The 26,542-nt window shown below is 64.3% G+C and carries 24 protein-coding genes and 2 tRNA genes; 20 read left to right on the forward strand and 6 right to left on the reverse strand.

Going from position 1 to position 26,542, the window contains the following annotated elements; all coding sequences use genetic code 11:
* The first annotated feature begins 64 nt into the window (after positions 1-64).
* Entirely contained in the window at positions 65-322 is a 258-nt protein-coding gene (locus KGZ40_02420; GenBank protein ID MBS3956372.1) for a hypothetical protein, read from the forward strand.
* Positions 323-469: 147 nt separating this feature from the next.
* Complete coding sequence (locus tag KGZ40_02425) at positions 470-1,777, forward strand: ATP-binding protein (GenBank protein ID MBS3956373.1); 1,308 nt, start codon at positions 470-472, stop codon at positions 1,775-1,777.
* On the opposite strand, the gene KGZ40_02430 is transcribed toward KGZ40_02425, so the two are convergent.
* The 3 genes from KGZ40_02430 to KGZ40_02440 are packed head-to-tail and all read right to left on the reverse strand — an operon-like array spanning position 1,774 to position 4,317.
* Positions 1,774-2,481: an ABC transporter ATP-binding protein gene (locus tag KGZ40_02430; protein ID MBS3956374.1), complete on the reverse strand. Its 708-nt coding sequence runs from the start codon at positions 2,479-2,481 to the stop codon at positions 1,774-1,776. The two genes, KGZ40_02425 and KGZ40_02430, sit on opposite strands and share 4 nt — an antisense overlap.
* A complete protein-coding gene (locus KGZ40_02435) occupies positions 2,474-3,613 on the reverse strand; it encodes an ABC transporter permease (protein MBS3956375.1) in 1,140 nt (379 codons plus the stop codon). The genes KGZ40_02430 and KGZ40_02435 overlap by 8 nt, the downstream gene beginning before the upstream one ends.
* Positions 3,613-4,317: a cobalamin-dependent protein gene (locus KGZ40_02440; protein MBS3956376.1), complete on the reverse strand. Its 705-nt coding sequence runs from the start codon at positions 4,315-4,317 to the stop codon at positions 3,613-3,615. The genes KGZ40_02435 and KGZ40_02440 overlap by 1 nt, the downstream gene beginning before the upstream one ends.
* 85 nt (positions 4,318-4,402) lie before the next feature.
* On the opposite strand from KGZ40_02440, the gene KGZ40_02445 reads away from it, so the two are divergent.
* From KGZ40_02445 to KGZ40_02480, 8 genes are all read left to right on the forward strand, one after another.
* A tRNA-Asp gene (locus KGZ40_02445) sits at positions 4,403-4,479 on the forward strand.
* Positions 4,480-4,619: 140 nt separating this feature from the next.
* Entirely contained in the window at positions 4,620-5,498 is an 879-nt protein-coding gene (locus tag KGZ40_02450) for an alpha/beta hydrolase (GenBank protein MBS3956377.1), read from the forward strand.
* A 186-nt stretch (positions 5,499-5,684) separates the two neighbouring features.
* A complete protein-coding gene (locus tag KGZ40_02455; protein ID MBS3956378.1) occupies positions 5,685-6,242 on the forward strand; it encodes a thioredoxin family protein in 558 nt (185 codons plus the stop codon).
* Between the two features lie 5 nt (positions 6,243-6,247).
* Positions 6,248-6,967 carry a sulfite exporter TauE/SafE family protein gene (locus KGZ40_02460; protein MBS3956379.1) on the forward strand — a complete coding sequence of 240 codons (720 nt, stop codon included), beginning with the start codon at positions 6,248-6,250 and terminating at the stop codon, positions 6,965-6,967.
* A 129-nt stretch (positions 6,968-7,096) separates the two neighbouring features.
* A complete protein-coding gene (locus tag KGZ40_02465) occupies positions 7,097-8,929 on the forward strand; it encodes a cell wall-binding repeat-containing protein (protein ID MBS3956380.1) in 1,833 nt (610 codons plus the stop codon).
* A 159-nt stretch (positions 8,930-9,088) separates the two neighbouring features.
* Positions 9,089-10,168 carry a peptidoglycan DD-metalloendopeptidase family protein gene (locus tag KGZ40_02470; GenBank protein MBS3956381.1) on the forward strand — a complete coding sequence of 360 codons (1,080 nt, stop codon included), beginning with the start codon at positions 9,089-9,091 and terminating at the stop codon, positions 10,166-10,168.
* Between the two features lie 70 nt (positions 10,169-10,238).
* A tRNA-Phe gene (locus KGZ40_02475) sits at positions 10,239-10,314 on the forward strand.
* 210 nt (positions 10,315-10,524) lie between these two features.
* Positions 10,525-12,843, forward strand: coding sequence for a PAS domain S-box protein (locus KGZ40_02480; protein MBS3956382.1), 2,319 nt, complete (start codon positions 10,525-10,527; stop codon positions 12,841-12,843).
* A gap of 3 nt (positions 12,844-12,846) precedes the next feature.
* Here the strand turns inward: KGZ40_02480 and KGZ40_02485 are convergent, their stop codons facing one another.
* Together KGZ40_02485 and KGZ40_02490 are read right to left on the reverse strand one after the other, a co-directional pair.
* Positions 12,847-14,325 carry an HD-GYP domain-containing protein gene (locus KGZ40_02485; GenBank protein MBS3956383.1) on the reverse strand — a complete coding sequence of 493 codons (1,479 nt, stop codon included), beginning with the start codon at positions 14,323-14,325 and terminating at the stop codon, positions 12,847-12,849.
* The gene (locus KGZ40_02490) at positions 14,318-16,228 is read right to left on the reverse strand and encodes a HEAT repeat domain-containing protein (GenBank protein MBS3956384.1); all 1,911 of its coding nucleotides are present in this window, start codon (positions 16,226-16,228) and stop codon (positions 14,318-14,320) included. Before KGZ40_02490 ends, KGZ40_02485 begins: the two co-directional genes overlap by 8 nt.
* Positions 16,229-16,364: 136 nt before the next feature.
* On the opposite strand from KGZ40_02490, the gene KGZ40_02495 reads away from it, so the two are divergent.
* From KGZ40_02495 to rsmI, 5 genes are all read left to right on the forward strand, one after another.
* Complete coding sequence (locus KGZ40_02495; protein ID MBS3956385.1) at positions 16,365-16,859, forward strand: ImmA/IrrE family metallo-endopeptidase; 495 nt, start codon at positions 16,365-16,367, stop codon at positions 16,857-16,859.
* Between the two features lie 75 nt (positions 16,860-16,934).
* Positions 16,935-17,909: an ROK family protein gene (locus KGZ40_02500; GenBank protein MBS3956386.1), complete on the forward strand. Its 975-nt coding sequence runs from the start codon at positions 16,935-16,937 to the stop codon at positions 17,907-17,909.
* A complete protein-coding gene (locus KGZ40_02505) occupies positions 17,906-19,027 on the forward strand; it encodes a DUF362 domain-containing protein (protein ID MBS3956387.1) in 1,122 nt (373 codons plus the stop codon). The genes KGZ40_02500 and KGZ40_02505 overlap by 4 nt, the downstream gene beginning before the upstream one ends.
* Positions 19,028-19,091: 64 nt before the next feature.
* On the forward strand, positions 19,092-20,237 hold the full coding sequence (locus tag KGZ40_02510) for a hypothetical protein (GenBank protein MBS3956388.1): 1,146 nt from the start codon (positions 19,092-19,094) through the stop codon (positions 20,235-20,237).
* Positions 20,238-20,241: 4 nt separating this feature from the next.
* Positions 20,242-21,075: a 16S rRNA (cytidine(1402)-2'-O)-methyltransferase gene (rsmI, locus tag KGZ40_02515; GenBank protein MBS3956389.1), complete on the forward strand. Its 834-nt coding sequence runs from the start codon at positions 20,242-20,244 to the stop codon at positions 21,073-21,075.
* Between the two features lie 55 nt (positions 21,076-21,130).
* Here the strand turns inward: rsmI and KGZ40_02520 are convergent, their stop codons facing one another.
* Positions 21,131-21,373, reverse strand: a complete 243-nt coding sequence (locus tag KGZ40_02520; GenBank protein MBS3956390.1) for an AbrB/MazE/SpoVT family DNA-binding domain-containing protein — start codon at positions 21,371-21,373, stop codon at positions 21,131-21,133.
* Between the two features lie 119 nt (positions 21,374-21,492).
* Between KGZ40_02520 and metG the strand changes: the two genes are divergently transcribed.
* The 5 genes from metG to rsmA all read left to right on the forward strand — a co-directional run bounded on the left by metG (position 21,493) and on the right by rsmA (position 26,523).
* A complete protein-coding gene (metG, locus tag KGZ40_02525; GenBank protein MBS3956391.1) occupies positions 21,493-23,058 on the forward strand; it encodes a methionine--tRNA ligase in 1,566 nt (521 codons plus the stop codon).
* Positions 23,059-23,066: 8 nt separating this feature from the next.
* Positions 23,067-23,900 carry a TatD family hydrolase gene (locus tag KGZ40_02530; protein ID MBS3956392.1) on the forward strand — a complete coding sequence of 278 codons (834 nt, stop codon included), beginning with the start codon at positions 23,067-23,069 and terminating at the stop codon, positions 23,898-23,900.
* Positions 23,900-24,490, forward strand: coding sequence for a flavodoxin family protein (locus KGZ40_02535; protein MBS3956393.1), 591 nt, complete (start codon positions 23,900-23,902; stop codon positions 24,488-24,490). Before KGZ40_02530 ends, KGZ40_02535 begins: the two co-directional genes overlap by 1 nt.
* An 85-nt stretch (positions 24,491-24,575) precedes the next feature.
* Positions 24,576-25,598, forward strand: coding sequence for a G5 domain-containing protein (locus KGZ40_02540; GenBank protein MBS3956394.1), 1,023 nt, complete (start codon positions 24,576-24,578; stop codon positions 25,596-25,598).
* A 13-nt stretch (positions 25,599-25,611) separates the two neighbouring features.
* Entirely contained in the window at positions 25,612-26,523 is a 912-nt protein-coding gene (rsmA, locus tag KGZ40_02545) for a 16S rRNA (adenine(1518)-N(6)/adenine(1519)-N(6))-dimethyltransferase RsmA (GenBank protein MBS3956395.1), read from the forward strand.
* Positions 26,524-26,542: the final 19 nt, after the last annotated feature.

Below are 26,542 nucleotides of genomic sequence, written 5' to 3' on the forward strand. Positions count from 1 at the left end.
CATAGCGGCGTGGGTATACCGATACTCAAGTATCTACAGCGGCCAACAGACATGGGGGAGTTCGATGGACCATCAATTTCAGAAGATCCGCGTACTCGTCGAGACAGACCAGCGAAGCTTCAAGGGATGGGTTCACAAGCCGCTCAACGGCGACGGGCAGCGGTTGTCGGACTACATCAACTCCTACTCGGACATGTTCCTGCGGCTCTCTGATGTAGAGGTAACCGAGCGCGGCCAGCACTACCGCGTGGGCGACAAGCAGGATTTCGTCGCCGTGGCCGTGAACTCCATCACCTACATCACGCCGCTCGAAGGCGAGTAGGTCGGCGGACTGGGCGGGGCGGGGCCGACCGGATACGTACCGAGCATGGGCGATGTAGTCATCGGCACGCTGACCCGACGATGGTCGAGCGACGGTATCTGGACTTCGCCGTCATAGACCTTGTATTTTGGGAGCCAAGGTACCAAAATGCAAGGTATGAGTTTCTATCCGCGACACGCTATGGAGCGAATCACGCGTCTGCTCGACGTGTTCCCGGTGGTTGTCATCACCGGGGCGCGACAGGTGGGCAAGACTACGCTCGCCCGGCTGGTCATGGAGGGTGCTGACGGTCTATACGTCACCCTTGATGAACTCGCGGTCGCGGACCGTGCGGCGCGTGACCCGCGTGGCCTCGTGCGTGGCTTGACCGAGGGACTGCTTGTGATCGATGAGGTCCAGCTCGTTCCCGACCTCTTGCGCGAGGTCAAGCTCGCCGTGGACGAGGAACCGGGTCGACGCTTCCTCCTGACAGGTTCGGCAAATCTGCTCAAGATGAAACACGTGACCGAGTCGCTCGCGGGCCGCTCGGCGTGGCTTGAGCTCGGGCCGCTCCTCTGGTCGGAGCTCGGCGGCCTTGAGCGACCCCGGACCGTGAAGGCGGCGTTTGACGCGCGTTCCGCCGAGGAGTACGCCGCGACCGTGAGTGCGCAGGCCGGACCAGCGGACAATAGCGCGCTCGACGCGGTGAGGCGCTTGACGGTGAGCGGTTCGATGCCCGGGGTGATCCCGCTCGACGGAGAGATGCGCTACGCCTGGTACGAGGCGTACCGGACCACGTTCCTCGAACGGGATCTCCGGCAGCTCGGCTCAGTCGACAACCTTCCCGACTTCAATAGGGCGCTTGCGCTTGTCATGCATCGAACCGGCAACGTGCTCAACATGAGTTCACTCGGTAGTGATGTCGGTGTTACACACAAGACGATCAAACGCTACCTTGGTCTGCTTGAAACCGGGTACCAGCTCCGGTTTCTCCCGCCCTACTTCGCCAATGTGGGGAAACGGCTCGTCCGTTCACCCAAGATCTTCGCGTGCGATGTCGGCCTGGCCGCCTACATCATGGGTGTGCGTTCCTGGTTGGAAGCCGTCGGTTCCGGCAGGGAGGGCGCGCTGCTCGAGACGTGGGTGATCGCCGAGGTGCTTGCACTCGACTCTCTTGCCGCACGACCGGCCGCGCCACACTACTGGCGCACGTCGGGAGGTGCAGAGATCGACCTCGTGCTGGAACGGGGCGAGGCCGTCGTAGGCATCGAGGTGAAGTCGCGCGCGACGATCCGCTATGCGGACACCGCTGCGCTACGCTCGCTTCGCACCGACCTCGACGGCCGATTCAAGTTGGGCATCATTGCCAACCTCGGGACCGAGGTGCGTGTGGTCGACGACAGGATCGTCGTGGTCCCGGTGCCGATGTTGCTCGGAGCGGGCTCTCCCGCGATCCCATCGGTCGTGCCCCTCTAGCCGAGGTACCTGTTGCACTCGTCGGCGACAAGCTCGCCGTCGCGTACCTCCAAGATGCGGTCGGTTCGCTGGGCGACGTTGCGGTCGTGGGTGACGATGAGAAACGCGGTGCCGGTTTGCTTGTTGACCTCGCGGAAGAGGTCGTAGACGAGGTCGGTGTTTGCGGTGTCGAGGTTGCCCGTGGGCTCATCGGCAAGCAGGAGCGCAGGCCGGTTCATGAGTGCACGCGCGATCGCCACCCGCTGCTTCTGTCCGCCAGAGAGTGCGTTGGCGTTCTTGTTGGCTACGCCTTCCAGGCCGAGCAGTCCGAGCGTATCTTCGGCGCGGCTCCGCAGCGTGGTGTCGTCGACCGTGCCCGCGATCAGTGCGGGCATCGCGACGTTCTCGTAGACGCTGAACTCCGGTAGCAGGTGATGGAATTGGAAGACGAAGCCGATGAGCGAGTTGCGCAGCTCGGCACGGTCCGGCTTGCCGAGAGACCCGGCGTCGCGTCCGCGGTATCGCACGTTTCCTGAGGTGGGCGTGTCGAGCAGGCCGAGGAGGTTTAGGAGCGTCGACTTGCCCGAGCCGGATTGTCCCACGATCGCGGCGAACTCCGCCTCGGCGAACTCGAAGGAGACGCCCTTGAGCGCGTGAGTAGCCGCATCGCCGGAGCCGTAGATCTTGCCGAGTCCTTCTACGGCGAGCAGCGGGGACTCAGCCACCCTGGATCACCTCGATCGGGTCGAGGCGCGAGGTCGTGCGTGTGGGGATGATGCTCGAGGCGAGCGCCACCGAGATGCCTACGGCCGCCGAGAGCGCGATGAAGGCGGGCTCGGGCTCGATGGCGAAGTCGACCGGCACGAACGAGAAGCTCCACAGGAGCAGGAAGCCAAGGGCGAGTCCGCCACCGGTGCCGGTCACTCCAAGTAGAGTCGCTTGCCACAGAAATATCCGTCCAGCGCGCGCGTCAGACATGCCCATAGCTTTAAGGATGCCAATCTGCCGAGTTTTCTGCACGGCGCTGATCGCAAGAGTGGACGCGATGCCGAGCGCAACTGCGACAAGTACGAACGCCTGGATCATGTACGACGAAGCTGACTGGCTCTGGAGCGCCGTGAGCAGGTCAGCGTTCGCGGCTTGCCACTCGATGATCTCGGCGTTGCGCAACACGCTACGCCATGCTGCGGCAACCTCTGCCGAGGCGAATGGCTCGCGCATCTGCGTCTCGATCGCTGTGTACTCGTCGGCACGCCAGCCGAGCAGCGAGCGCGGAAGCTCACCGCCCACGAACGCTTGGCGCTCGTTGGCGGCCGCCGCGCCGAGATCGACGATCGCGGTAAGCGTAAGGCGCGCCGAGCGGTTGCCTGCGAAGGTGAGCGTGACGGCGTCGCCGGGGGTGAGCCCGTACTTCTCGGCGAAGTCGGTACCGAGCACGATGTCGCCAGCGCCGAGACGTACCGTGCCGTCGACGGCGCGCTCAGAAAGCGAGTAGATCGCGTCGAGGCCTGCGAGGTCGCCGCCCTTGAGCGTGAGTGGCGCGGAGTCCTCGCCGTCGGAGTAGAGGCCGGAGACCTCGCGCACCGCCGCGATGGCGCCCGGTTCGACACGCGCATCGGCGGCGGTCAACGCTCGCAGGTCGCCGGTGAGGCGGACGGGATCGCCCTTTTCGGCGGCCCTGATTGTGACGTGCGCGCTCGAGCCGACGGTCTGTTCGATAAGACCTGCCTGTAGGCTCACGATGAGCGAGCCTACGAACACCTGTGTGGCGATGCCCACCGAGATACCAGCCGCAATCAGCAGCGACTGGACAGGCGCTGAGCGAAGGAAGCGAAAGGCGATGCGTAGCGAGAGCACTACGGCGCACCCCTGTCGGGAGTCAGTCCGGGTAGCTCGTACGCCGCCGGGTCGAGGAGCGTGGCGGCATCCGAGGTCGTCCAGCCGGTGTCGCGGGCGAACGCGGGGCCGCCCACGGCGATGCGTACGTCAGGCTCGAGCTCGCGGGCAAGATCTTCGACGACCTGGCGTAGGGCAACACGGTGGTAGTGCGTCGATGCGGAGAGGACGACGAGGTTGGCGCCGAGCGTCTCGGCGGCGTGGCTAATCTCGCGCACCGGGGTGTCGGCGCCGAGGAAGTGGGCAGGGTACCCGGCGAGCAGGAAGCGGTCGAAGAGCATCCGTACGCCGAGGTCGTGGTACTCACCTGGCGGGCACGCGAGCAACACGGTGATGTCGCGCGCGGGCGTCTTTGCTGCGAGTTCGATAACGCGGGGAGCGAGAGCTTCGATGATGGTGCGTACCGCCGCGCTCGCGTAGTGCTCCTCCCACACGCGGGTCGCGCCGTGTTGCCAAGCCGAGCCGGTGTCGGCGAGCAGTGGTGCGAGGACGAGGGTGTAGGTGTCCGCCACGCCGATGATGCCTGAGTCGATCGCGTGAAGTGCGGCGGTGATGACCGCTGTGCGATCGCGGGAGGCAAGGTGCGCGTCGAGCGTCGCACGCAGGGAATTCGCTCTAGCGTACGTTGTGCTCTGGCCTTCAGGGGAGGTCGCGGTGTGTCCCATAACAGAGATGCTACCAGGTGTGGACAACAGTGGGCACGCGCGGTAGAATCTCGTCTGCTGTCCGCGTCCGGCGGACGTGCCCTACGGGGGTGTAGCTCAGTCGGTTAGAGCGCTGGCCTGTCAAGCCAGAGGTCGCGGGTTCGAGCCCCGTCACTCCCGCCACACGATTTCGAGAAGACCGGTAGCCGAGAGGCGCCGGTCTTCGTGCTTGATAGAAGGCGCACCTTGCGTGGAACGGCAACCGCGGGCATAATCGGCGGCGTTTGTGTCACGCTCGTCACGATGGCTACCTTGGAGCACATGTGCCCGTCAGCGCCCCGTCCCGCCCCGTTGCGCGGGGAGTAGAGCTCCGCCACGTCGAGCTCCCGCGCACGACACTGCGAGTAGGCATCGCGGGCGACGGGCCGCCTCTCATCATGTTGCCAGCCACGATCTCGCTCATCGAGGACTGGGAGGCGCTCATCCGATTCGTCGGTCAGAGCTACTCGGCGCACTTCTTCGAGCTTCCAGGTCACGGCGGTAGCTCGCCGCTTGATTCCCCGTACCGAAGCGAGCTCATCGCCGAGAGCGTCGTCGACCTGGCAGACAAACTCGGCTTCGACACCTTTTCGCTCTTTGGCTTCTCGTTTGGCGGGTTGCTCGCGTTGCGCACGCTGCAGCACGCGGGGGATCGCATCGAGCGGGTGGCGCTGTTCTCGCCCTACATCGGCCGAGAAGCCCTGCTCCACTCGCGCGCTAAGCTACTCGCGCTTCGCGTCTTGCTCACCGCGCTCAAACCCGAGATCGCACGCCGAGGAGTTCTTGGCGGACTGAGCGGGCGGCGAGGCTCGGAGCTCCTCGCATGGTTCATGCACGAGATTGGCAAGTTCGAGACCTCGGCCGATCTCACCGCGCGGCTACGTTCGTTCACGGCCTCCTCCGTCGACGTGCTTATCGCTCAGGTAAACGAGGTGCTCACCACGCCAGCCGCATCGCTCGCTGGACCGTTTGCGTCACGGTGTTTGTTTGGCATGTCGATGCGAGATCCGATGCTGGATTATTCGACTACGCGCGCGTTTCTCACAGGCACGTTTCCGGATATTTCCGAGGAGCGGTGGGACACTCCGTACCACGCGGCCCCGCGCGCGCTCACCTTCGAAGACTACGAGCGAGACCACCGCTCGGTTCTCACGTGGCGGTGAATCGAACGTAGCAGGACGAGGGGTTGTCACGGGCTGAACGTCGGCGTGCTCGCCTTCTATGCGAAGTGGCGCGGCGCTTGCACACCCATACGTGGTCATGGCGGTGAGGATGCGGTTGTCAGTCGCATCTGTCAGGATTGCAGTGCAGCGAGATAGCGGCAGGTTCGCCGCCGTAAAGGAGTGAATGTGAAGCGGGAAGACGAGTTCGAGACACCCCACGCGCCGGAAGAGACACGGGACGCAGCGACAGAAGAAGCGGCCGAGAGTGCGCCCGCCCCTGCACCTTTCGCCCGCAATCGGTTGTTTGTTGGCGTGGCGATCCTTGCCGTGTTCGCCGTCATCATCGGCGTGCGTCTGATGGATCGGCCCGCTGATGTTCCGTTCGCCGGGGGACAGGCACCCGCCGGCGCATCCGCTACCGTCGACCCCGTGGCCGCACTCGATGAGGCGATCGCGGCCGGTGGCCCGGTCGTGGTGCTGTTCCACTCTGGCGCGTGTCCATCGTGTGTGGCGACGCAGGAGGCGGTCGCGGGTGCTCTTCCCGAGTATCCCGAGGTTACGTACGTGGAAGCGCGTACCGACGACCCCCGGACTAGCCCACTGTACACCCGTTTCTCCTTCCAATTCGTGCCCACACTGTTTTTTCTCTCGCCTGGAGGAGAGGTGCTTAGCCAGCACTCGGGTGTAGTAGCGCCGGATGTGTTGCGCTCGCAGCTTGATGCGCTCGTCGGGGGCGAAGGGTAGAGGCGATGCTTGATCAGCTTGCCTCGCAGCTCGGGGCTGACGCGACCGGTGTCACGACATTGTCGTTTGGGTTGGCGCTTATCGGCGGCGTGATAGCGGGGTTTGGCCCGTGCATCCTGCCGATGATCCCCGCAATCTTTGGCTACATCACCGGATCGCTCCCGGGGCAAGATACGAGCGGAAGTGCGCGGGCCACCACGGCTCGCTCGTTGGCGCTCGTATCCGTCTTCATCTTGGGCGTCGCGGTGACGTCAGCGGGAATCGGAGTCGTGGCGGCTGTTCTGGGCAGGGCGATCTTTGTGGGAGCGTGGGCGTACTGGGTGCTCGCGGTTGTCTGTCTGGTGCTCGGTCTTAACATGCTCGGGGTTATTCGCATCGATCTTACCCGGGTCAACCGCCTCTTCCTTAAGCGGCCGGAGCGGCGAGGGCTGCTCGGTGCGGCTGTGTTCGGGCTCGCGTTCGGGCTCGTGGTCCCGCCGTGTACGACGCCGGTGCTCATCGCCATCGCGACGCTCGCGGCTGCCAGCGGGGAGCCGAGTGTGGGTGCCGGGTTGCTCTTCCTGTACGGGCTCGGACGAGGGACGCCGCTCCTGCTCATCGCGTTGTTCTCAGGGGTGCTCGCAGGACTCAAGGGATTCAGTAAGGCGACCGTCACGCTTCAGCGTGTTGGAGGTGTCTCGCTGATTGCCAGCTCGGCGTACCTTGTCTGGCTCGCTCTCGGCTGACCGGCGATGGTGCGAGGATCCAACTGGTGCGGTGAATGAGAGAGCGTCTTGTGTCTTTGCGCAGACGCGTCGATACTAAGACGCGTACATCACGGGGTGAGGATTGGACCGATAGAGGAGGAGTTGGGGATGGGCTATCGCGACGCAAGCGGATTCTCGGTGGCGAGTGTAACGCGTCTGGTTGTGACGACCGCACTGTTCGTGACCATGCTTCCTGCGGGGGCGTCGGCGAAGTCGCCGGATGTCGATAAGCAGGCGCTGGCAGGGAGGGTTTCTGCCGGGGTGCTCGCGCACAAGAGTGGACTCGCGACCGGCCTCGTCGCTCTCGGCCCGGACGAGATTCCTGGTGTCGCGCTCGGCGCGTCTCCGCAATCGGGGACACTCAACATCGATACCAACTGGGTCGACGTGTACTACGTCGATCTTACCGCAGGTCAAGTGTGGGCGGGCACGGTGACCGGCACGGCGGTAAGCGGCCAGGACGGCTACCTTGAGGGTTTCGCGCCGGGCGCGACAACCGTGTATGACTATGGCGATTTCAATCCGGTGTGGGACACGAACAAGTATCGCCTCACCATTCATGCCGAGGTGACCGGCCGGTACTATATCGCGGTCTGGGGCGGCACGGGTTCGTACTCGCTTGCGTACACCATCGGTGCCGGTGCCGTCGACGACTTCATACCCGGTGTTGCTCTCGGCGCGTCTCCCGTTTCCGGTTCACTCACCTCGTCGGGCGACACGCGGGACGTCTACCGGATAGATCTCACCCCTGGTCAGCTCTTCTCGGTGGACCTTATTCACAGCGACACCGTGTTCTTCGATGCGCGCCTCTTCGGACCTGGCGTGACGCACACCGTCGGCAAGACTCCGATCGCCGAGGCGTGGGATTGGCCGATCTCATTCGATTTCTTAGTCCCGCCCGTAGGCGGCGGCACGTACTATCTCGTCGTCGAAACGTACGAAGGCGCAGGAGGCTACACGGTTCAGTGGAGTGTCAAGACGCCTCCGGCCCATCGGCTCGCGGGGTCGAGCCGGTTCGCGACATCGCTCGCGATCTGCCGGGCGACTTTTGTCGAATCTGATGTCGCGGTGCTCGCGACAGGCGCTGGTTTTCCCGACGCGCTTGCCGCATCCGCGCTCGCAGGCGCGCTCGATGCTCCGCTGCTACTCGTGCGTGACGACATCGATTCTCAAGAGTACTGGGACCTCGTCTATGAGCTTTACCGGCTTGGCGTGACGAAGGTCTATCTGGCAGGTGGCACGTCCGTGATCTCGGCAGTCACGGAAGATGACCTCCGCAACGGGTGGGGCTTTACCGTCACGCGCCTTGGCGGCGCGAACCGCTATGAGACCGGGCGTGCGATCGCCGATGAGGTGGTCAGGGTGGTCGAGGCTCGCGGCGGCACGGTCAGCTCGGCGTTTGTCGTGCGCGGCGACGCGTTTGCCGACGCCCTTGCCGCGGGCCCTTACGCCTTTTCGCAAAAGATGCCGGTCTTGCTCACTCCCCCGGGAGCGCTTCATCCGCTCGCGGCACAGTTCATCGAGACCGAAGACGTGCTCGACATCACCGTCGTGGGAGGCACAAGCGCGGTGTCCGCAAGCGTAGCGAGCGCCGCCGATGCGCTCAACGCGGGAGCGACGGGCGTCACGCGGGTAAGCGGCGACAACCGCTTCGAGACGGCGGCCAACCTTGCTCAGTTCGCTGTCTCCCAACGCGCGTGGGCGACGTGGGAGTACGTGGGCGTGGCGACGGGCCGCAACTTCCCTGACGCGCTTTCCGGGTCCGCCGCCGCGGGCCGCCGCGGAGGCGTCCTCCTGCTTACAGCGCCTGATGCGCTCTCGGCGCCCGCGAGCCAGGCGCTCAGCACCAACGCGAGCGCGGTACGGACCGCTCTAGTCTTTGGCGGCACGGGGGCCGTGTCAGGTTCAGTATGTGACCAGGTCAGATCGGTGCTACGGTAGGTAGAGCTTCCCCGCACAGGGCACTCCTTCTGGCGGCGGCTTGAAGGACGTGTAAGGTTGCTGGAGTACGCTCGTGCTAAACTTACAGGTCGAGGTGAAACGTTCCGATGACGGCACGGGGCCACTTCGTCCGAGAGATCGACACTGAACCGGGTGAGAATGACCGGACTCCGAGAAATCAAATGGGCAACGTTCGTCACGGCAGTGCTCCTCGTGACGGTTGTTTTTGTTGCGCCTTCCTCCGCCGCCGCCGATGCGCAACGAGTTGAGCAGCTCCGCAGCGAACTCAACAAGATAAACGACGAGTTCAAGAAGGCCGGCGCCGCGTACGATAACGCCTTTTGGGCGCTCGACGAGACAGAGAAGGCAATCGAGGAAGCCACTGGCAGGATCGCGGCGAACGAGGCTGAACTTGCCAATGCTCAGGACGTGCTGCAGAACCGTATCGCCGCGTGGTACCGCGCCGACGATCTCGGAGGTATCGAATTCGTGCTCGGCGCACGCGACTTCAGTGATCTACTGAATCGCTTCGATTATGTGAGCCGTATCGCGCATGACGACGCGACAGCGATTCAGCGTGTTGAGGAGCTTCTCGCACAGCTACGTGTTGATCGCGAGCGCCTCGAGACCGAGCAGGCCAAACGATCCGAAAGAGCCGAGAAGTTCAAGGGCGAACGTGATGCTTTGCAGCGGCGCCTGCAGGACAAACGGGCCGAGTACGATCGTCTCCAGGCCGAGATGCGCGAAGAGGCGCGGAAGGCTGAAGCGGCCCGCCAGAGGGCTGCGGCGAGCGTGTCCCGTCCGCTACCAGTGCGCGGCATCACGGGAGTGCCAGGTCCCAACGGAATGGTCTTCCCGGTGGCTGGCCCCAACTACTACAGCGACACGTGGGGCGCCTCGCGCGACGGCGGACGTCGCCGGCACAAGGGGACCGACATCATGGCGGCGACGGGTGTACCGGTTGTGGCGACATTGTCAGGAACCCTGAGCAGGGGTGACGGGTCGAAGAGCGGACTGTACCTGCGGCTACGGGCCGATAACGGTTGGACGTTTTACTACATGCATCTCGACAGCATCATCATTAGTTCGGGCCGTGTCAGCGCCGGGCAGACTATCGGGACCGTAGGCTACAGCGGCAACGCGAGCGCGAGCGCTCCGCACCTGCACTTTGAGATCCACCTGCCTGGGCGCGGCGCGGTCAATCCGTACCCGTATTTGCGTCAGATGCAGGGACGGTAGAGCACCACGGCGGTCAGCGGTTCGCTTGACCGTCCAGGTGGCCCTCGGTAGTATATTTCAGCACGCTTCCGGCCAGGTAGCTCAGATGGTAGAGCAGCGGACTGAAAATCCGCGTGTCGGCGGTTCAAGTCCGCCTCTGGCCACCAGCGATCTTTCGCGAAGCCGCCTTATGGCGGCTTCGCCGTCTATCGGGCGGTGTTTAGCGTGCCGCCTATCGGAAATATTTAATCATTTGTCTGTGAGTGACGAAGCATCGACTACGCCCAGCCGGGTATCGACGGCGCCACTGTACATGAAGGGTATCGCGGATATTGCCTCGGTTTTTGTGCCAACATATCTGCGAGAGGGATGGAATCGTGACGAGGCATCACCCCTACCGCAATCAACAAACGCCGCGCCGCCACGTGGTGATTCTTGCTTTGTTCTCGTTCGTCGTGCTGCTCACGTTGCTCGGCGGCTTGTTGTTCTACCAGGATCAGGCGCGCACATATCGCGCTGAGGCTTCGCGCGTGCTTGAGTCGGTAGCGGAGCTGAAGGCCGCCCAGCTCGATCAGTGGCGCGCTGAGCGCCTCGCCGACGCATCGCTTCTCGCGGCTGACCCGCAGTTCGTCACGGCCGTCGGCAAGTACCTCGCCAGCCCCGAGCCTTCCCTCGCCGCCGCCGTTCGAGAGCGGCTCGATCTGCATCGCAGGGACGGATCGTTCGATACAGTTACGCTTCTCGGTTCGGATCTGGAGGCGCTGATCAGCACCGACGACCGAATCGACGCGGTCCATGACATGGCGGCAGTGGCGGCGGGCAGCGCGGAGCGGACCGGTTCATCCGTGATGACCGATTTCCATCGCGAGAATCCGCAAGGTGAACCGGAGATGCACGTGGTTCAGGCGGTGCGTTCGGAATCCGGGATGCAGGGGACCGTTGTCGCGTATATCGTGATGACTTCTCGCACGCGCACTCATCTCGATGGAATCCTCGGCGAGTGGGACACACACTGGGCGAGCGCCGAGACACAGCTGGCGATGCAGGATGGCGACGAGATGGTTATCTTGCACGATCTTCGGTTCGACCCCGATGCTGCGCTCAACCTGCGTATCCCGCTAGAGCGGAAAAACTCACCGGCGGTCCAGGCGCTCGCTGATCCCAACGGAGTCTTCGAGGGTGTCGACTATCGGGGTGAGCGGGTGCTTGCAGCGGCTCGGCCGGTAGAAGGCACCGACTGGCGCCTCATCGTCAAGATGGACATCGAAGAGGCGTACGCCCGTCTCAACGACCGGCTCTTGTTGATCGTGGTGGTGACGAGCTTTCTCGCGATAAGCTCCGCGGGTACCGCCGCGCTGCTATGGCGGCACTGGAGCGCGCGCATGTACAAAGGGCGCTACGAGGCCGAACGGGACCGTGCATGGCTCCGTGAGGTGATTGCTCGCAGCGTGAATGAGATATACGTGTTTCGTCCGGATGACCTCCGGTTCACCTTTGTCAACGACGGTGCTGTCGAGAACCTCGGATACACGCGCGATGAGCTACTGTCGATGACACACGCAGACCTCATCGTGTGGGATGCCGAGGATCCGTCCAGCAGTACGGTGATTGGCCGGGACGTGATCAGCGGGCGAGACACGATCGTGCTCGAGGCTGAACACCGGCGCAAGGACGGCACGACGTATCCCGTCGAGACACATCTCCAGCTAGTCGACTCGGAGGGAATTCGGTCGTACCTAGCAATCGCGATCGACATCACCGAGCGCAAGGCGGCTGAGAGAGAGCTGGAGCTGTATAGGGCGCACCTTGAAGAGGTGATCGAGGTGCGCACACGGGAACTTGCGGCCGTAAATGAAGAGCTCGACGCGATGAACGAGGAGCTAGCGGCGTCAAACGAGGAGCTCTCGGCAACAAACGACGAGCTCAAAGTCGCGCTGCGGTCGCTCAGTGTGCTCAACCGTGAACTGGCGTCGGCCAACAGCGGTCTTGAGGAGGCGACTCAGGCGAAAAGCCGTTTCCTGGCTAACATGAGTCATGAGCTTCGAACACCGTTGAACTCCGTCATCGGGTTCTCGGGCTTGATGCTGCAGGGCATGGCCGGAGAACTGAGTGCCGAGCAGCACACCCAGATCGGGATGATCAACAAGGCCGGCCGTCACTTGCTTGCGCTCATCAATGACGTCCTCGACCTGTCCAAGGTGGAGGCTGGAAAAGAATATGTCCATGCCGGGGAGATCGATCCAGGTGCGCTCGTGACTGAGATCATCGAACTCCTCAGGCCACAGGTCGAGGGGCGCAATCTAGACCTGGAGCTCCATCTGGACGCTACGCTTCCCGCGTTCTTCTCGGATCTCGGCAAGGTGCGTCAGGTTCTGCTCAATCTCATAGGAAACGCGGTGAAGTTCACCGAGATCGGCCGTATCGATGTGCGGGTCGAGCACAGGGGCGCGATGCTCGCGTTCATCATCACGGACACGGGGCCGGGCATCAAGTTAGGAGACCTGCCGCGCGTGTTCGATGCGTTCTCGCAGGTGGAGCATCCAGACGGACGGAAACCGCAGGGAACAGGCCTTGGGCTCAAGATCTCGCGCGAGTACGCTCATCTGCTCGGCGGGGAGCTTACCGTACAGAGCGAAGTGGGGCGCGGATCTACGTTCACGTTCGTGGTTCCAGTCGAGCCGCCGGTTGCGGGGTAGATGTCACAGGTACTGCCAGACATCGTCGATACCCGCGTCCGAAGCCGGGACGCAATCGACGATCGATCGCGCGAATCCTCCTGTTTCCGGATCCACGAGCCGCAAGTCGAGCACCTCAGGTTCTTCGCTCCAACGTCCCGCCGGGTCTGCGAGTACCTTCACTCGCGGGTGTAGCAGATCATCGGTGTTGACGCGGAATACGACTGCGACGGAGTCGTCGTCGAGTTGCACCACCGCGCCCATCGGATAGATGCCGAGCATCGCGACGAGGGACTTGGTGAGCGCGGCGTCGTATGCTTTGCCACGACCCTGCATGAGCACCGCCAGTGCCTTATCGGGACGAATCTCGCGACGGAACGGCCGACGCGTGGTCATGGCGTCATAGGCGTCGCACAAAGCGACGATCTTCGAGAACAGGTGTTGTTCCTGGCCATTCTGGGGCGCGGGATACCCCTGGAGGTCGTGGCGCTGGTGGTGCTCGTATGCGACGACCATCGGCATCTCGTCAACAAGTTGAATCCGCTTGAGCAGGTCGGCGCCTTCGGAGGTGTGGCTCTTCACTACGTGCCACTCGTCCGTCGTGAGAGGGCCTTGCTTGTTCAAGATGTCCTCAGGTATGCGCACCTTGCCGAGATCGTACAGGAGCGCTGAGAGGCCGAGTGAGCGCAGCGAAGTGCTATCGAGGCCCAGTGAGGCGCCGAGAGAGAGCGAGAGGATGCATACGTTGATCGAGTGGTTGAGCGTGTAGTCGTCATGTCCTTTGATCGCTGTGAGACCGAGCACCGCCGCTGGATCGCGGAATAGCTTGTCGAGCATCGAGCTGACGAGGTGCTGCAGCGGCTCTACGCCGAAGACCTTCCCGAGCTTGGTCTGAGTCTCGACATCACGCATCGTTTCGACGCCGACGTCATACGTCTGCCGAGCCGCGATCTTGTTCTCTCGTGATCGCTCATGGCCGGCGTCTTCGAGCATGGTCGTCTTCGCCACCTCCACACCGCTGATCCCGCGACGCTCGAATAACCGTTGGACCGCTTCAAGGTCGGCCACCGAGTCGTCCGCGAGCGCGTCGATGAGCGCGGTCGCGTCTCGCAGCGCAAACGTCGACACGAAGGTCACGGCTGAGATGCCGCACGCGAGGAGCTCTGTGATCGTCTTGCGGTACGTCACGCTCTCCTCGGGAAACACCTGGTTCTCGACGAACAGAGTGTGCTTGTGGATGTTGATGGTGATGCTGTCAAAGCCGGCGACTCTAAGCGCCTGGACCGCGCCAACGAGCTCGGAGAGTGATCGGCTTACGAGCGGGTGGGTGGTCGGATAGAGCCCTGCGTTCGTGTGTGACACGGCGAGCGCGCGCACGAGCTCTTTGGCTTTTGCGAGAAGCGCGGGTTCCGCGAAGGGGGCCCGGGCGGCGGATGCGATCTCGTTCGCCATCTCGGAGGCGCTCTGGAGCTTGCCGTCCCCGGTGTCTGTAGCGTCACTCATCGGTAATCGACCCCATTTCCTGCGTTGTTGCGGACAGGCGTTCGACTGCGTGCGTTGCGAGGAATCGCAACTCCTTGCTTTTGCGTCCGAGTATGAATCGTCTGCGGGACCAGCGCTTGAGGATCGGCAAGGCGTCGGTCGAGCCGAGCGATTCCAAGCACTTGATGACCTCTTTCTTGAGCTCATGGTTCCGCTCGAAGATGTTGATGTCTTCGAGGATGCGGATGAGTGCGGGCAGCGCTTCGACGGCGTGCGTGCGCCCCACTTCACGAATCGCCCAGCGCCTGGTTTCCGGGTCCCAGTGTCCGAGAGAACGCGCGAGTGCCCGGCGCGCGTCCGGCGCCAGATTGCTCGCGAGGGCCGAGACCGCCGTCCGGCGCACCGCGACATCGAGGTGCTCAAGTGCGCTCGATACCACCGTCACGACCTGAGGGCTGTTCAACAGCGTCAGGGCTGAGAGGATCCCGATCGCGGTCGGCGAATCGTCGGACCGGAGCCGGCGTGCGGCTACGGAAAGGACAGGTTCCTCCATTCGCCGCAACACCGGTCGCAACAGCGAGCGGGAACGCTCATCAGCGCGCGCGAAGTGTACGAGCAGGACACCGGCTCCGGTTGTGCCGGCGGCGGACAGCAGCTCGCCCGCGATGGCGGCGTCGGCGTCGTCGTCGACAGCGGCGCATACTGTCGCGAGCAGCTCGGCGTCATCGAGCCCGGAGCGGGCGAGCGCCGCAGCGTCCGCAAGCGCGGGGTCATGTGCGACTTCGTCGAGTAGCCGGAGCGCTTCGCGGACGGTAGTAAGCGACCCGGCGCGCGCGGCGGGCGGCAAGGCCACACCCACGGCGCGTACGCCCTCAATCTCGCGCCTCGACCGCAGGACAGCCACTGTGGCGCTCAGCCCGCGACCGGCCCGGGTCGCGGAGGCCTCCGCTATCAGGCGCTGGACGTGATCTTCGTCTCCGGTAACGCACGCCTCGCGGGCGATGCGCTCCGGCTCGATGACTGAGGGCACGCCACACTCGGCATCAGTTCGAGGAGATGGTGCGAGTAAGGCCATGAGCTCGCGCATGACCTCAGGAGGCAGGTCGATTCGCGAGGCGAGCAGTTCGGGCGTCGCGCCCATGGACCCCGACGCGAGTTTGAGCAGTCGTGCGAGCGCGGAAGGGTTCATGCGCGCGATGACGTCGAGCATCCCGGTCATCGGCGCCCCGCCGCTTCCGGGGTGAAGCGCCGCAAGAAGCAACTCGGTTCGCTCGGTGTCGTCGAGCCGCATCAGCGCCTGCGTCATGCGCTTGACGGCGAGTTCGCGCGTGGCGTGCTCGAGCGCGCTCACCGCTTGCGCGGCTTCGTCGACGGTGGCGTCCCCTCGTGCGGCTGCCTCGGCCCAACGCCTCGCCGCGCCCAGGGACTCCCGGGCGACTTCGTCGAGTGGCGCGTTGGTCAGGTCAATTCCAGGCAGCCCTTCTTCGGTCGACACTCTCAGGCTCACTTCGACCACCGCCACGCGGGCAGCGCCGCGCGCGGTCAGCACGGCGCGCGGCCCGCCTTCTTGGCGCACCCACGCGGGATCCGCCGAGATGAGCGCGACGAGGGCGGCCGCTTCGTCGCGCGTCATGCCAGGAGCGATGATGAGCTGCCCGACCTGGAGCGCATGCAAACTCTCCGCGACGGTGACGGATTGCGAGTGCGTCTCGGCAATAGGCGTATCGCCAATACGGAATGCGTGTGGATCGACAATGAGGCGCACATTGGCGCCACCAGCAGTCGCGCGCTGACCTGCCTCGAGCAGGCGGTCGAGCGCTTGTCCGGGCAGGTCGCTGGAGGGTGGATAGAGGCGTGCCGCGTTGACCGCGGCGGCGAGTGCGCGGGCCATCTCTTCTGCCGGTGGGCGTTCTTTGTCGGTCACGCCGGCTCCGTCCGATGTTGAGTCCTCACACGAATGCTACCCTTACTGTATCGGCAGATGCACGCGACCCGCGGACGGGCGTGTCCGCACGATGCCGATACTCCGCGTAGCGCACGCATGGCCGCAGGAGGACCGGGTGGGCCTACGTTCCGACTCATATTACCGCCAGATCGCTGCTGAAGCCCTTCAGCGGGCGGAGATCGATGAGCCGCCGGTGCCGCTCGAGGAGATCGTCCACAGCGTAGGCATCCCCCTGCGCACGGCCACTCTGCCGGCGTTTTTCTCGGGGGCCATAGTCCACGAAGACGGTCTGCCGGTCATCCTGCTCAATACGGCGCGTCCGGAGGGGCATCGCCGCAGCACGCTCGCGCACCTGCTCGGGCACGTGCTGATCGTGCTGGCTGACCCGCATGCGAGATACCCGCGCAACCTGCAGGCCGAGCATGCGGAAGCCGACCTCGTGGCCGAGGAACTCGTACTTCCCGAGTACTTGGTACGCGACCAAGCGTTCAAGTGGTTCAACGACTACCGTTACCTTGCACGTCTGTTCGGCGTGACCGAAGGCGCGATGATGGAGCGCATGCGCTCGTTGGGCATCATCAAACGGCAAGGCATCATGTGGGACTACTGATATCATCGGTGAGGTGCGGCACCGGAGACTGCGCGTGCCGCCGTCACGTTCAACGCCGAGGAGGTCTCAAAGTTCATGCGCGCGTCGTTCGCTGTTGGTGCTGATGTTGGGGGTACCAAGATCGCGGTTGGGCTGGTCGAGCGTAAGGGCCGTGTCATCAAAGACGCCCGCGCGCTCACGCCTCTCAGCGGCCCGTTCGCTGTTGTCGATGCGGTGATCGATCTTGTCGAAGAGGTGACGGCGGGCATCCATCCCAGTGAGATTTGCGGTGTCGGTATAGGCCTGCCCGCGCAGATTGACTTCCTTAGACAGTCGGTCGAGTTTTGCACCAATCTGCCGCTTGCGGGTGTCGACGTCCGCTCGCTCGTCATGTCGCGAGTCCGCCACGAGGTCACGCTGGATAACGATGGCAATCTCGCGGCGTTTGGCGAGTTCAGGTACGGCGTGGCCAGGGGCGCGCGCGACTTCCTCATGCTGACTATCGGGACCGGTGTGGGTGGCGGACTCTTCGTGGACGGAGCGCCGTACCGCGGATCGCGCGGGATGGGAGGCGAAGTCGGGCACATGGTCGTCCAAATGGACGGGCCACCGTGTCCGTGCGGAGGGTCCGGGCACATCGAGAGCTACGTGGGACGGGCCCCGATCGCGGCTCGTGGCCGCGATGCGGTCGAGCGCTTCAGCGGCGGCGCGATTTTGCGCGAAGCGGGCGGTGACGCGTCTGCGGTCACGGCCGAGCACGTCATCGCGGCGGCGCTTAGCGGTGACGACGTCGCCCACACCATCATGCTCGAGGTCGGCGAGGTTCTCGGCAGGGCGCTTGTCGGGCTCGTGAACGTGCTCAATCCCAGACTCATCGTCTTTGGCGGCTCGATCGGGGAGACGTGCGCGTTCGTCATGAACCGGGCCGAGGAGGTCATGGCGGCCGAGGCCATGGCGGGACGGCGCGACGTGACCTTCGCTCAAGCCGAGCTGGGCAAGGACGCTGGGATTTTGGGTGCTGCCGCGCTCGCGTTCGACGAGCATGATTCGAGGGAAGGGCTGCATCGATGAGCGCGCCTGCGCGCGCGATCGTGTACTTCACGCCGGTGCGCACCACCGCCAAGAAGAGCCTCGTGTCGCGAGCTGGAGCGTTGCTCGAGCGTGCGGGGCTGCGTGAGGCGGTCGCCCAAGATGATCTCGTTGCGGTCAAGCTTCACTTCGGCGAGGCGGGAAATACAGGCTTCGTCCAGCCGATCTTCATCCGGGAGGTTGTCGCGCGGGTGAAAGCTGCGGGCGGCAAACCGTTCCTCACAGACGCCAACACCCTCTACCGCGGTCAGCGGGCCAACGCGGTCGACCACCTTGCGTGCGCCATCCACAATGGATTCTCGTTCGCGACGGTCGAGGCGCCGGTCGTCATCGCAGACGGCCTCGATGGCCGGGAGGCGGTCGAGGTTCCTATTGAGGGGGGTTCGCACTTCTCGGCGGTCAAGATCGGTTCGGCGGCGGTTCATGCTGACGCGATGGTTGTCGTCTCGCACGTCAAAGGTCACGAGGCCACCGGTTTTGGCGGCGCGCTCAAGAACGTGGGGATGGGGCTCGGGTGCCGCAGTGCGAAACAGCGTATGCACGCGGACTTCTCGCCTGACCCCTCGGCCGAGAAGTGCACGGCGTGCGGGCGATGTGTGACGTGGTGCCCGGTTGACGCCATCGTAATCGGGCCTGACCGGGTCGCTCTCGTCGATCACGAGGCGTGTTATGGGTGCGGCGAGTGCGTGGCCGCGTGCCCGTTCGGCGCGATCGCGATCGAGTGGAAGACGACGCCCCAGGCCATCCAGGAAAAGATCGTCGAGCACGTCGTCGGCGCCGTAGCGGGCAAGGAAGGCAAGATCGTCTACCTCTCGTTCATCACAGACGTCACCCCTGACTGCGATTGCTGGCACTTCTCGGATGCGCCGGTCGTCGCCGATATCGGGGTGCTTGCCAGCATCGATCCTGTCGCAATCGATCAGGCTGCATACGATCTCGTGCGCGCGGCACCGGGGCTGCCCGGCACCAGGGGCGAAGGCCACGCGCCGGGCGAGGACACTTTTACGCGGCTGAGCGGAATCGATGGCACGCGCGCGATGGCGTATGCCGAGAAAATGGGGCTCGGCGTGCGTACGTACGACCTCAAACGGGTAGAGTGACGGAGGCGCGGGCAACTGGCGCTCAGCCGACGTACGCGCCTTTGGGCGCGGGGCAGGAGTCACGGTGGACCACATTGGCATTCTGAAACGTGCGTGGAATATCACGTGGCGCTACCGCATTTTGTGGCTCTTTGGCCTTCTCGCGGGAGGGGCGGGGTCGTGGGGCGGCGGTGGTGGAGGCAACTACCCGGCAGGCGGAGGCGAGATCAGCCCCTCGCTGCAGCGTGACATGGAGCGGATGGTCTCCTGGGCACAGGAAAACCTGCCGCTCATACTCTCGGCGACGGCGTTTCTGCTCTTCATCGGATTCGCGTTGTTCATGATCTCCATCGCGGCCAAGGGTGGGCTGATCCATCTGGTCAACGAGGCGGCCGAGGAGCGCCCGGTGCGCGGCATGGAGGGGTGGGCGGCGGGTTTCAGCGCGTGGCTCAGGGTATTTGCGATATCGTTCGTGCTGTTTGCGCCCATCGTGGCGGTGAGCATAGTGCTGCTGATTGCGGTGCTCGCTCCGGTGATCGGGCCCGCGATCGGCGGGGGCACGCCGCGCGTTGAGGCGATGTTCGGACTCTGCGGCGGGTTGGCCTTTGGCGGATTGCTGCTCGTGATCGTTTCCATCGTAGCGGGCGTGCTCGATACGCTTGGCGCGCGTCACGCTGTGCTCGCTGGAACTGGGGTGTTCCGATCGATTGGCGAGGCGTGGACGGACCTGCGCACGCGTTTCAAGGATGTCGCGGTTATGTGGCTTCTCATGCTTGCCGTGGGAATCGCGTACGGCGTCGTGGTCGGGATGGTCGCCACCGTGTTCGGTTTTGGCATCGCGATGGCGGCTCTTGGCCAGGCGTGGGTGATTGCCGGAGTGATCTCATTCGTGCTCTTCGTGGTGCTCTTGCTTCCAACCGCTGTGTTCTCGGCGTTCTCCTCGGCGGCGTGGACGATCTTCTACCGTCGGCTTTCTGGCCGAGAGCCGCTTTCAGGAACCGTTGGCGCGCCAGGCACCCCAGTACAGGGATACGCGCCTCCGTCACCGTACCCTCCGGCACCGTACCCGTCGGCACCGCCCGCGCCCTCGGCCCCGGAGCCGCCCGCCCCGGAGCCGCCCGCCCCGGAGCCGCCCGCCCCGGAGCCGCCCCGCGGCTTGCCGCTCGCTCCGTATCCACCCCCGCCGCCGCCGCAGGACGACCTGACGCCCCCGCCCCCGCCGCCGCGGTAGTCCGATGGCGAGCGGGCGGCTGTCCGTATGCGCGACGCCAATCGGCAACTTGGGTGATGTCACGGCGCGCGTGATCGAAAGGCTGCGCGAGGCCGACGTGATCGCCGCCGAGGACACCCGCGTCACGCGCACCCTGCTGGCACGCTATGGTATCGACACGCCAGCTCAGGCGTATCACGCACACAACCTGGCGGCACGCACTCCAGTGCTCGTGAAACGCATCGCGGAAGGGGCGCACGTCGCGCTCGTGTCGGACGCGGGCACACCCGGCGTATCTGACCCCGGCACCCATCTTGTCGACGCATGTTTGTCCGCGGGCCTTGCTGTCGAGGTCTTGCCGGGTCCCTCGGCGATTATCACGGCGCTCGTTGCAAGCGGACTGCCCACGCATGCGTTTTACTTTGGCGGCTTCCTGCCGAGGAGAGCGGGTGAGCGCGCGTCGCGGCTCGCCTCCCTCGCCACCCTCGACGCGACACTCGTGTTCTACGAGTCGCCGCGGCGCACGGCGGCCACTCTCGCATCGATCGCAGCGGTGCTTCCCGGCCGGCGCGCATGCGTTGCCAGGGAGCTCACCAAGATGCACGAGGAGGTGGTCCGGGCCGAGGCGGGCGAACTTGCGGAGCTTTTCGCGCAGCGCGAGTTGAAAGGCGAGGTGGTGGTCCTTGTGGGTCCGCCGGACGCGGGAGCACTAGCGATAGACGTCGATGCCGTGCGCGCCCGGCTTGCCACGCTCGCGGCCGCAGGCGTGCGCCGTTCCGAAGCGGTCAAGAGGGTCGCGGTTGAATTTGGGGTGCCACGCAATGATGTCTATCGCATCGCGCTTGAAGAGGGGGAGTGAACCCATAGGGGTTCTGAGATAGGTGTCGCCCACCCCGCTCCTACGGGCTGCCGTTCTACCGCGCCTTAATGTCTTCGACGCACTCGGCGCAGATCGGCCGCTCCTTAAAAAGCGAAGTGTCCTCGGCGTTTCCGCAGATCGCGCATACAGCGGTATGCTTTCGCAAGATCACTCGGTCTCCCTCGACCATGATCGAGATCGGATCCTTAACGCGCAGTCCGAGTGTGCGCCGCAGTTCCATCGGAATCACGATGCGACCGAGGTCGTCGATTCGCCTGACGATGCCGGTGTCTTTCATTTCACTTCCGCTCCGCTAGGAGGTGTGGTCAGTGACGTGATGCACAGATTGGTTAGAATCACTTCGAGTGCACGTGCTAGATGTTTCCAATATCACCCAATGGACGGAGTCCCAAACTAATGACCGCAGCGTCGTTTTATCTCACGACACCCATCTACTACGTGAATTCTGTCCCGCATCTCGGCACCGCGTACACCACGTTGGCAGCGGACGCGCTCGCCCGCTATCGCCGGATGCGCGGCGATGACGTGCACTTTCTCACCGGTCTCGACGAGCACGGACAGAAGGTCGCCCAGGCTGCTGAGGAGGCCGGTCTCACGCCGCAAGAGTGGTGCGACTCGATTGCGCCCCGCTTTATCGAAGCGTGGGAGATGCTTCAGATCACGAACGACGACTTCATCCGCACTACCGAGGAGCGTCACAAGCGGGGAGTGCAGGCGTTTTGGCAGGAGTTGCACGATTCGGGCCACCTCTACCAGGGCCACTACGAGGGCTGGTACTGCGTGCCATGCGAGACGTACTTCGCCGCTGACCAGATCATCGGGCACGAGTGTCCTTCGTGCGGTCGCGACGTCGAGTTCATTCGGGAGGACAACTGGTTTTTCAGGTTGTCGGAGTTTGGTGACCGCCTTCTCGAGCTCTACGAGACCCGGGCTGCCGAGGGACGCCCGTTCATCCGGCCGGAAACCCGCGCCAACGAGGTCGTATCTTTCGTCAGAAGCGGCCTGAAGGATCTCTCGATCTCGCGCACCACCTTCTCCTGGGGTGTTCCACTGCCGTTTGGGGAGGGGCACGTCACGTACGTGTGGATCGACGCGCTCCTCAACTACATCACCGCTATCGGCTACGGCGATCCCGGCAAGGCCGAGGAGTTTGCGCGCCGCTGGCCGGCGCAATATCACTTTGTCGGGAAAGACATCATCCGGTTTCATTGCGTCATCTGGCCGGCGATGCTCATGGCCGCCGGTCTCGAGGTTCCCGAGTGCGTATACGCGCACGGTTTCTTGCTCACCAAGGGCGAGAAGATGAGCAAGTCCAAAGGTAACGCGCAGACGCCCGCCTCATTAGTCGAGCGGTTTGGTGTCGACGCGTACCGCTACTACTTCTTGCGTGATGTACGTTTTGGCGAGGATGGTTCGATCTCGATGGAGTCGATGGTTCAGCGCTACAACGGCGACCTCGCTAACGACTGGGGCAATCTGTGCTCCCGCCTGTTCAACATGACTGAGAAGTACTTCGACGGCGTAGTGCCATCCGTCCCTTTCGCCGAGCAGACCTCAGAGGCCGATGCCGCCCTGCGCGAATGCGCTGAGGCGCTGCCTATCGCGTACGGGGAAGCGATGGATAGGCTCGATTACGCGAGCGCTCTCGAGGCCGCGTGGAATCTCATCAAAGACGCAAACCGCTACATCGAGAACGAGGCGCCGTGGAACCTTGCTAAGTCCGAAGAGACAGCCGGACGCCTTGCGGCCGTCATCTACAACTCGCTTGAAGCGGTGCGTATCGCCGCGCTGTTCTGCGCGCCCGTCATGCCGGTGACCTCGGCGGAGGTCTGGCGACGCCTCGACCTTGGTGACATCCACGAGGGCGACGGTATCGCGGCCGCCGCCACGTGGGGCCAGCTGCCCGCAGGCAACCGCGTGTCGAAGGGTGCCCCGCTCTTTCCGCGCATCTACGAGGAGTGAGCGCGTCGATGAGTGCCAGACCCATCGAGACACCAGACCTCGGCGCGCCGGTTCCCGATACCCATGCCCATCTCGACATGCTTGACGACCCGGTCGCGGCGCTGACAGCGGCCGCACGCGCGGGCGTGACCTTCGTCGCGACGGTGGTCGACGTCACAGAGGAACCCGGCCGGACATTCGACGGCCTCGCCGGATGGCTCGCGGCCGCTGATCCCGCACCCGGCGAGGTGAGGATCATCGTGGGCTGTCACCCGCACAACGCCAAGGACTTCTCGGCGGAGGCTCAGGCGCTACTGAGGATGTACGCCGCTGATCCGCGTGTCGCGGCGATCGGCGAAACGGGCCTTGACTTCCACTACGACAACTCGCCGAGAGACAAGCAGCGCGCAGCGTTTCGCACTCAGCTCGCTATCGCGAGAGAGTTCGATGTGCCGGTGGTCGTTCACTTGCGTGAGGCTCACGACGAGGGGATCGCCATCCTTGAGGAGATTGGCGTTCCGAAGGCTGGATGTGTCATCCACTGCTTCACGGCGGACACGGCGCTCGCCGAGCGCTTCGTGGCCATGGGGTGCCACATCTCATTCGCAGGTCCGGTGACGTTCAAGAAGGCCGCGGCGTTGCGCGAGACCGCTGCGGCAGTCCCGGCAGATCGGCTCCTTGTCGAGAGCGACTGCCCGTTTCTAGCGCCTGAGCCGTACCGGGGGCGCGCTAACGAGCCGGCTTTCGTCACCTATACGGCCGCTGCGCTCGCGCGCGCGCGGGGGGAGGACATACTGACGTTTGCGAGCAGTCTTTCGGCCAACGCACGCGCGATCTTCTCACGTCCGCGAGGGCGACGATGATGGATGACCGCGCGACATTCGTGCTTGGTATCGCAGGGTCGCCGCGTCGCGGGGGCAACAGCGAACGGTTGCTCGACGCATGTCTCGCCGGGGTGGAGGAACGGGGTGCGTCAACAGGGAAGCTTGCCGTCGCTGACTTCGACATTGTCCCGTGCACGGGGTGTGGCGCGTGTGCTCGCACTGGCGCGTGCGTGATCGCCGATGATATGCCCGCGTTACTTGAGCGGCTCGACACCGCGAGTGCGATCGTGGTCGCCTCCCCGGTCTACTTCGCGTCGGTTCCCGCAGGCCTCAAAGCGTTTTACGACCGACTTCAGCCGTATTGGTCACGGCGGTACGTCCTCGGCGAGGCGGTGACGAGGTACCGGCCCGGCGCGATCCTTCTGGCGGCGGCGGGTGGTGACCCCTATGGCCACGAGTGCGCGGAGACTACCACACGAAGCGCGTTCGCATCCGTCGGCGTCCGTTTTACAGAAAAGCTCGTGGTCGTGGGTCCCGACGCACGGGGCGACATCGAGGGATACCCGGACTCGTGCGTCGAAGCGCGCGCGATCGGGTCTTCCATCGCCGACGCCACAGAGGATCCGTAGCGACCTGGGCATTTGTGGAGGCTCTCCCCCGTGGTTATAATCGAGGCTCGTTCGCTGATCGTGACCGACCGACGAAGAGGGGTTCATGGGAGCATCGCCGGATGGCCCGGCACGGTTTCTCAAGACCCGCCACATACTTGTAGCCCTCTTTGCAGCAGCGCTCGTCGTAGTGAGTGTAACCGGATTCGTATGGGCCGATAAGGGCGTCACCCTGGTCGTTGACGGGGAGACGCGTCATCTCACAACCAATGTCGAACGCGTCTCGGATCTTCTCGCTGAGGTGGGCGTTGGCGTTGACCCTGCAGACGTAGTGTCCCCGTCTGCTTCAACACCCCTTGTTGACGGGATGACTATCGTCGTCCGGCACGCGACCTCCGTAACCGTCGACTTATCCGGCGGTGCGATCGAGCTCGATGTGGTAGGAACGAACGTCACGGATGCGCTTATCGCGGCCGGCATCGATCCGACCTCCGGGATATCGGTGGACCCCTCGCTCGAAACTCCACTCGCTGAGGACATGCGCATCACGGTGACGGATGTCTTTGTACGCGTCGTCGAGGAGTACGTTGACGTCGAGTACGAAGTCGTCACAGAGAATGACGCCGCCTTGCCGCAGGGCGCCCGCGCCATCAAGAACCACGGTGAGCCCGGGAAGGCCGTCAAAGTCTACCGTGTCGTGGTGACAGACGGGGTTGAGGGACCGCGCTCGCTTGTGGCCGAGCGGATCGTGAGCGAGCCCGTCGACGAGGTGGTCCTCCTCGGGACGAAGCGTTCCGCGGGTCGCATTGTCGCGGCGCGCGCCGGAGCGAGTGTTACGCCTCCGCGTGGCGGGACTAAGCTGACGGTTGTCGCCACCGGCTATACGCCGGGCGATCCCGGCGTGGACGATTGGACGGCCACCGGCGCTCGTGCTATTCGAGGCGTCATCGCTGTCGACCCGTCGGTCATCCCGCTTGGAACCCGAGTCTACGTCCCCGGCTACGGCTATGCGGTCGCGGCGGACACAGGTGGCGCCATCAAGGGCAACAAGATCGACCTGTGCTTCGACACGCGCACGGAGGCCCTCAACTGGGGCCGGCGCACCGTGACGATCATCATTCTCCCCTAGAGCGGTCTGTCCGATGCCCTATTCGGCACTCGCCAACCCTGGGGCGACGGCCAAGGTGCTCGCCGAGCATGGCTTGTTCACTCGCAAGTCGCTCGGTCAGCACTTTCTCGTGGATGACAACGTTGTCGGCAAGATTCTCGCTCTCGCGGCGCTCTCTGGCGACGAGCCCGTTTTAGAGGTCGGTCCGGGGATCGGTACTCTCACGGTCGCGTTGTGCCGGTCTGTGGGGACGCTCGTCGCTGTGGAGCGCGACGAACGGCTGTTGCCTGTCCTCGCGGAAGCGATGGCTGGTTGCGAGCGAGTGCGGATCGTCAGGGGAGATGCGGTCCGCGTGCCCATTGACATGCTGGAGACACCGCTCGGACCCCCGGTCGCGCTGGTTGCCAATCTTCCGTACGCGGTCGCAGCGACCGTCGTGCTCCGGTTCTTCGAGGAGCTGCCTTCACTTCGGACTGCGGTGGTGATGGTGCAGTCCGAAGTCGCCGATCGCATGTTTGCGATACCTGGCACCAAGCAGTACGGGGCCTACACGGTCAAGCTCCGGCTACACGCCGAGCCGACTGGACGGTTCTCGGTCTCGCGGACGTGTTTTCTGCCCCCGCCGAGAGTGGACTCTGCTGTAGTGCGACTCGATCGCGTTGGCTCCGGATACCCGGACGAACTCAAGGTAACAGCCGCCCACCTTGCTGACGCCGCGTTCGCACAGCGCCGCAAGACGCTGCGAAACTCGCTGACGTCCGCGCTTGGCGCAGACCCGGAGAGTGTTGACCGTACGCTCTCGGCGGCACGGATCGATGGCGGGAGGCGAGCTGAAACGCTTTCGGTCGAGGAGTTCGTCCAACTAGCTCTTCAGGCAACACGTTGCCGTCTGTTGGCCAATGGCACCACTGCGGAGCTGAACGCCTCGCCGCCGCCCGATCCATAGCCTTGAGATGCTTCCCGAA

It is taken from the genome of Clostridiales bacterium (assembly GCA_018333995.1).
Lineage (GTDB): Bacteria > Actinomycetota > Coriobacteriia > Anaerosomatales > SLCP01 > JAGXSG01.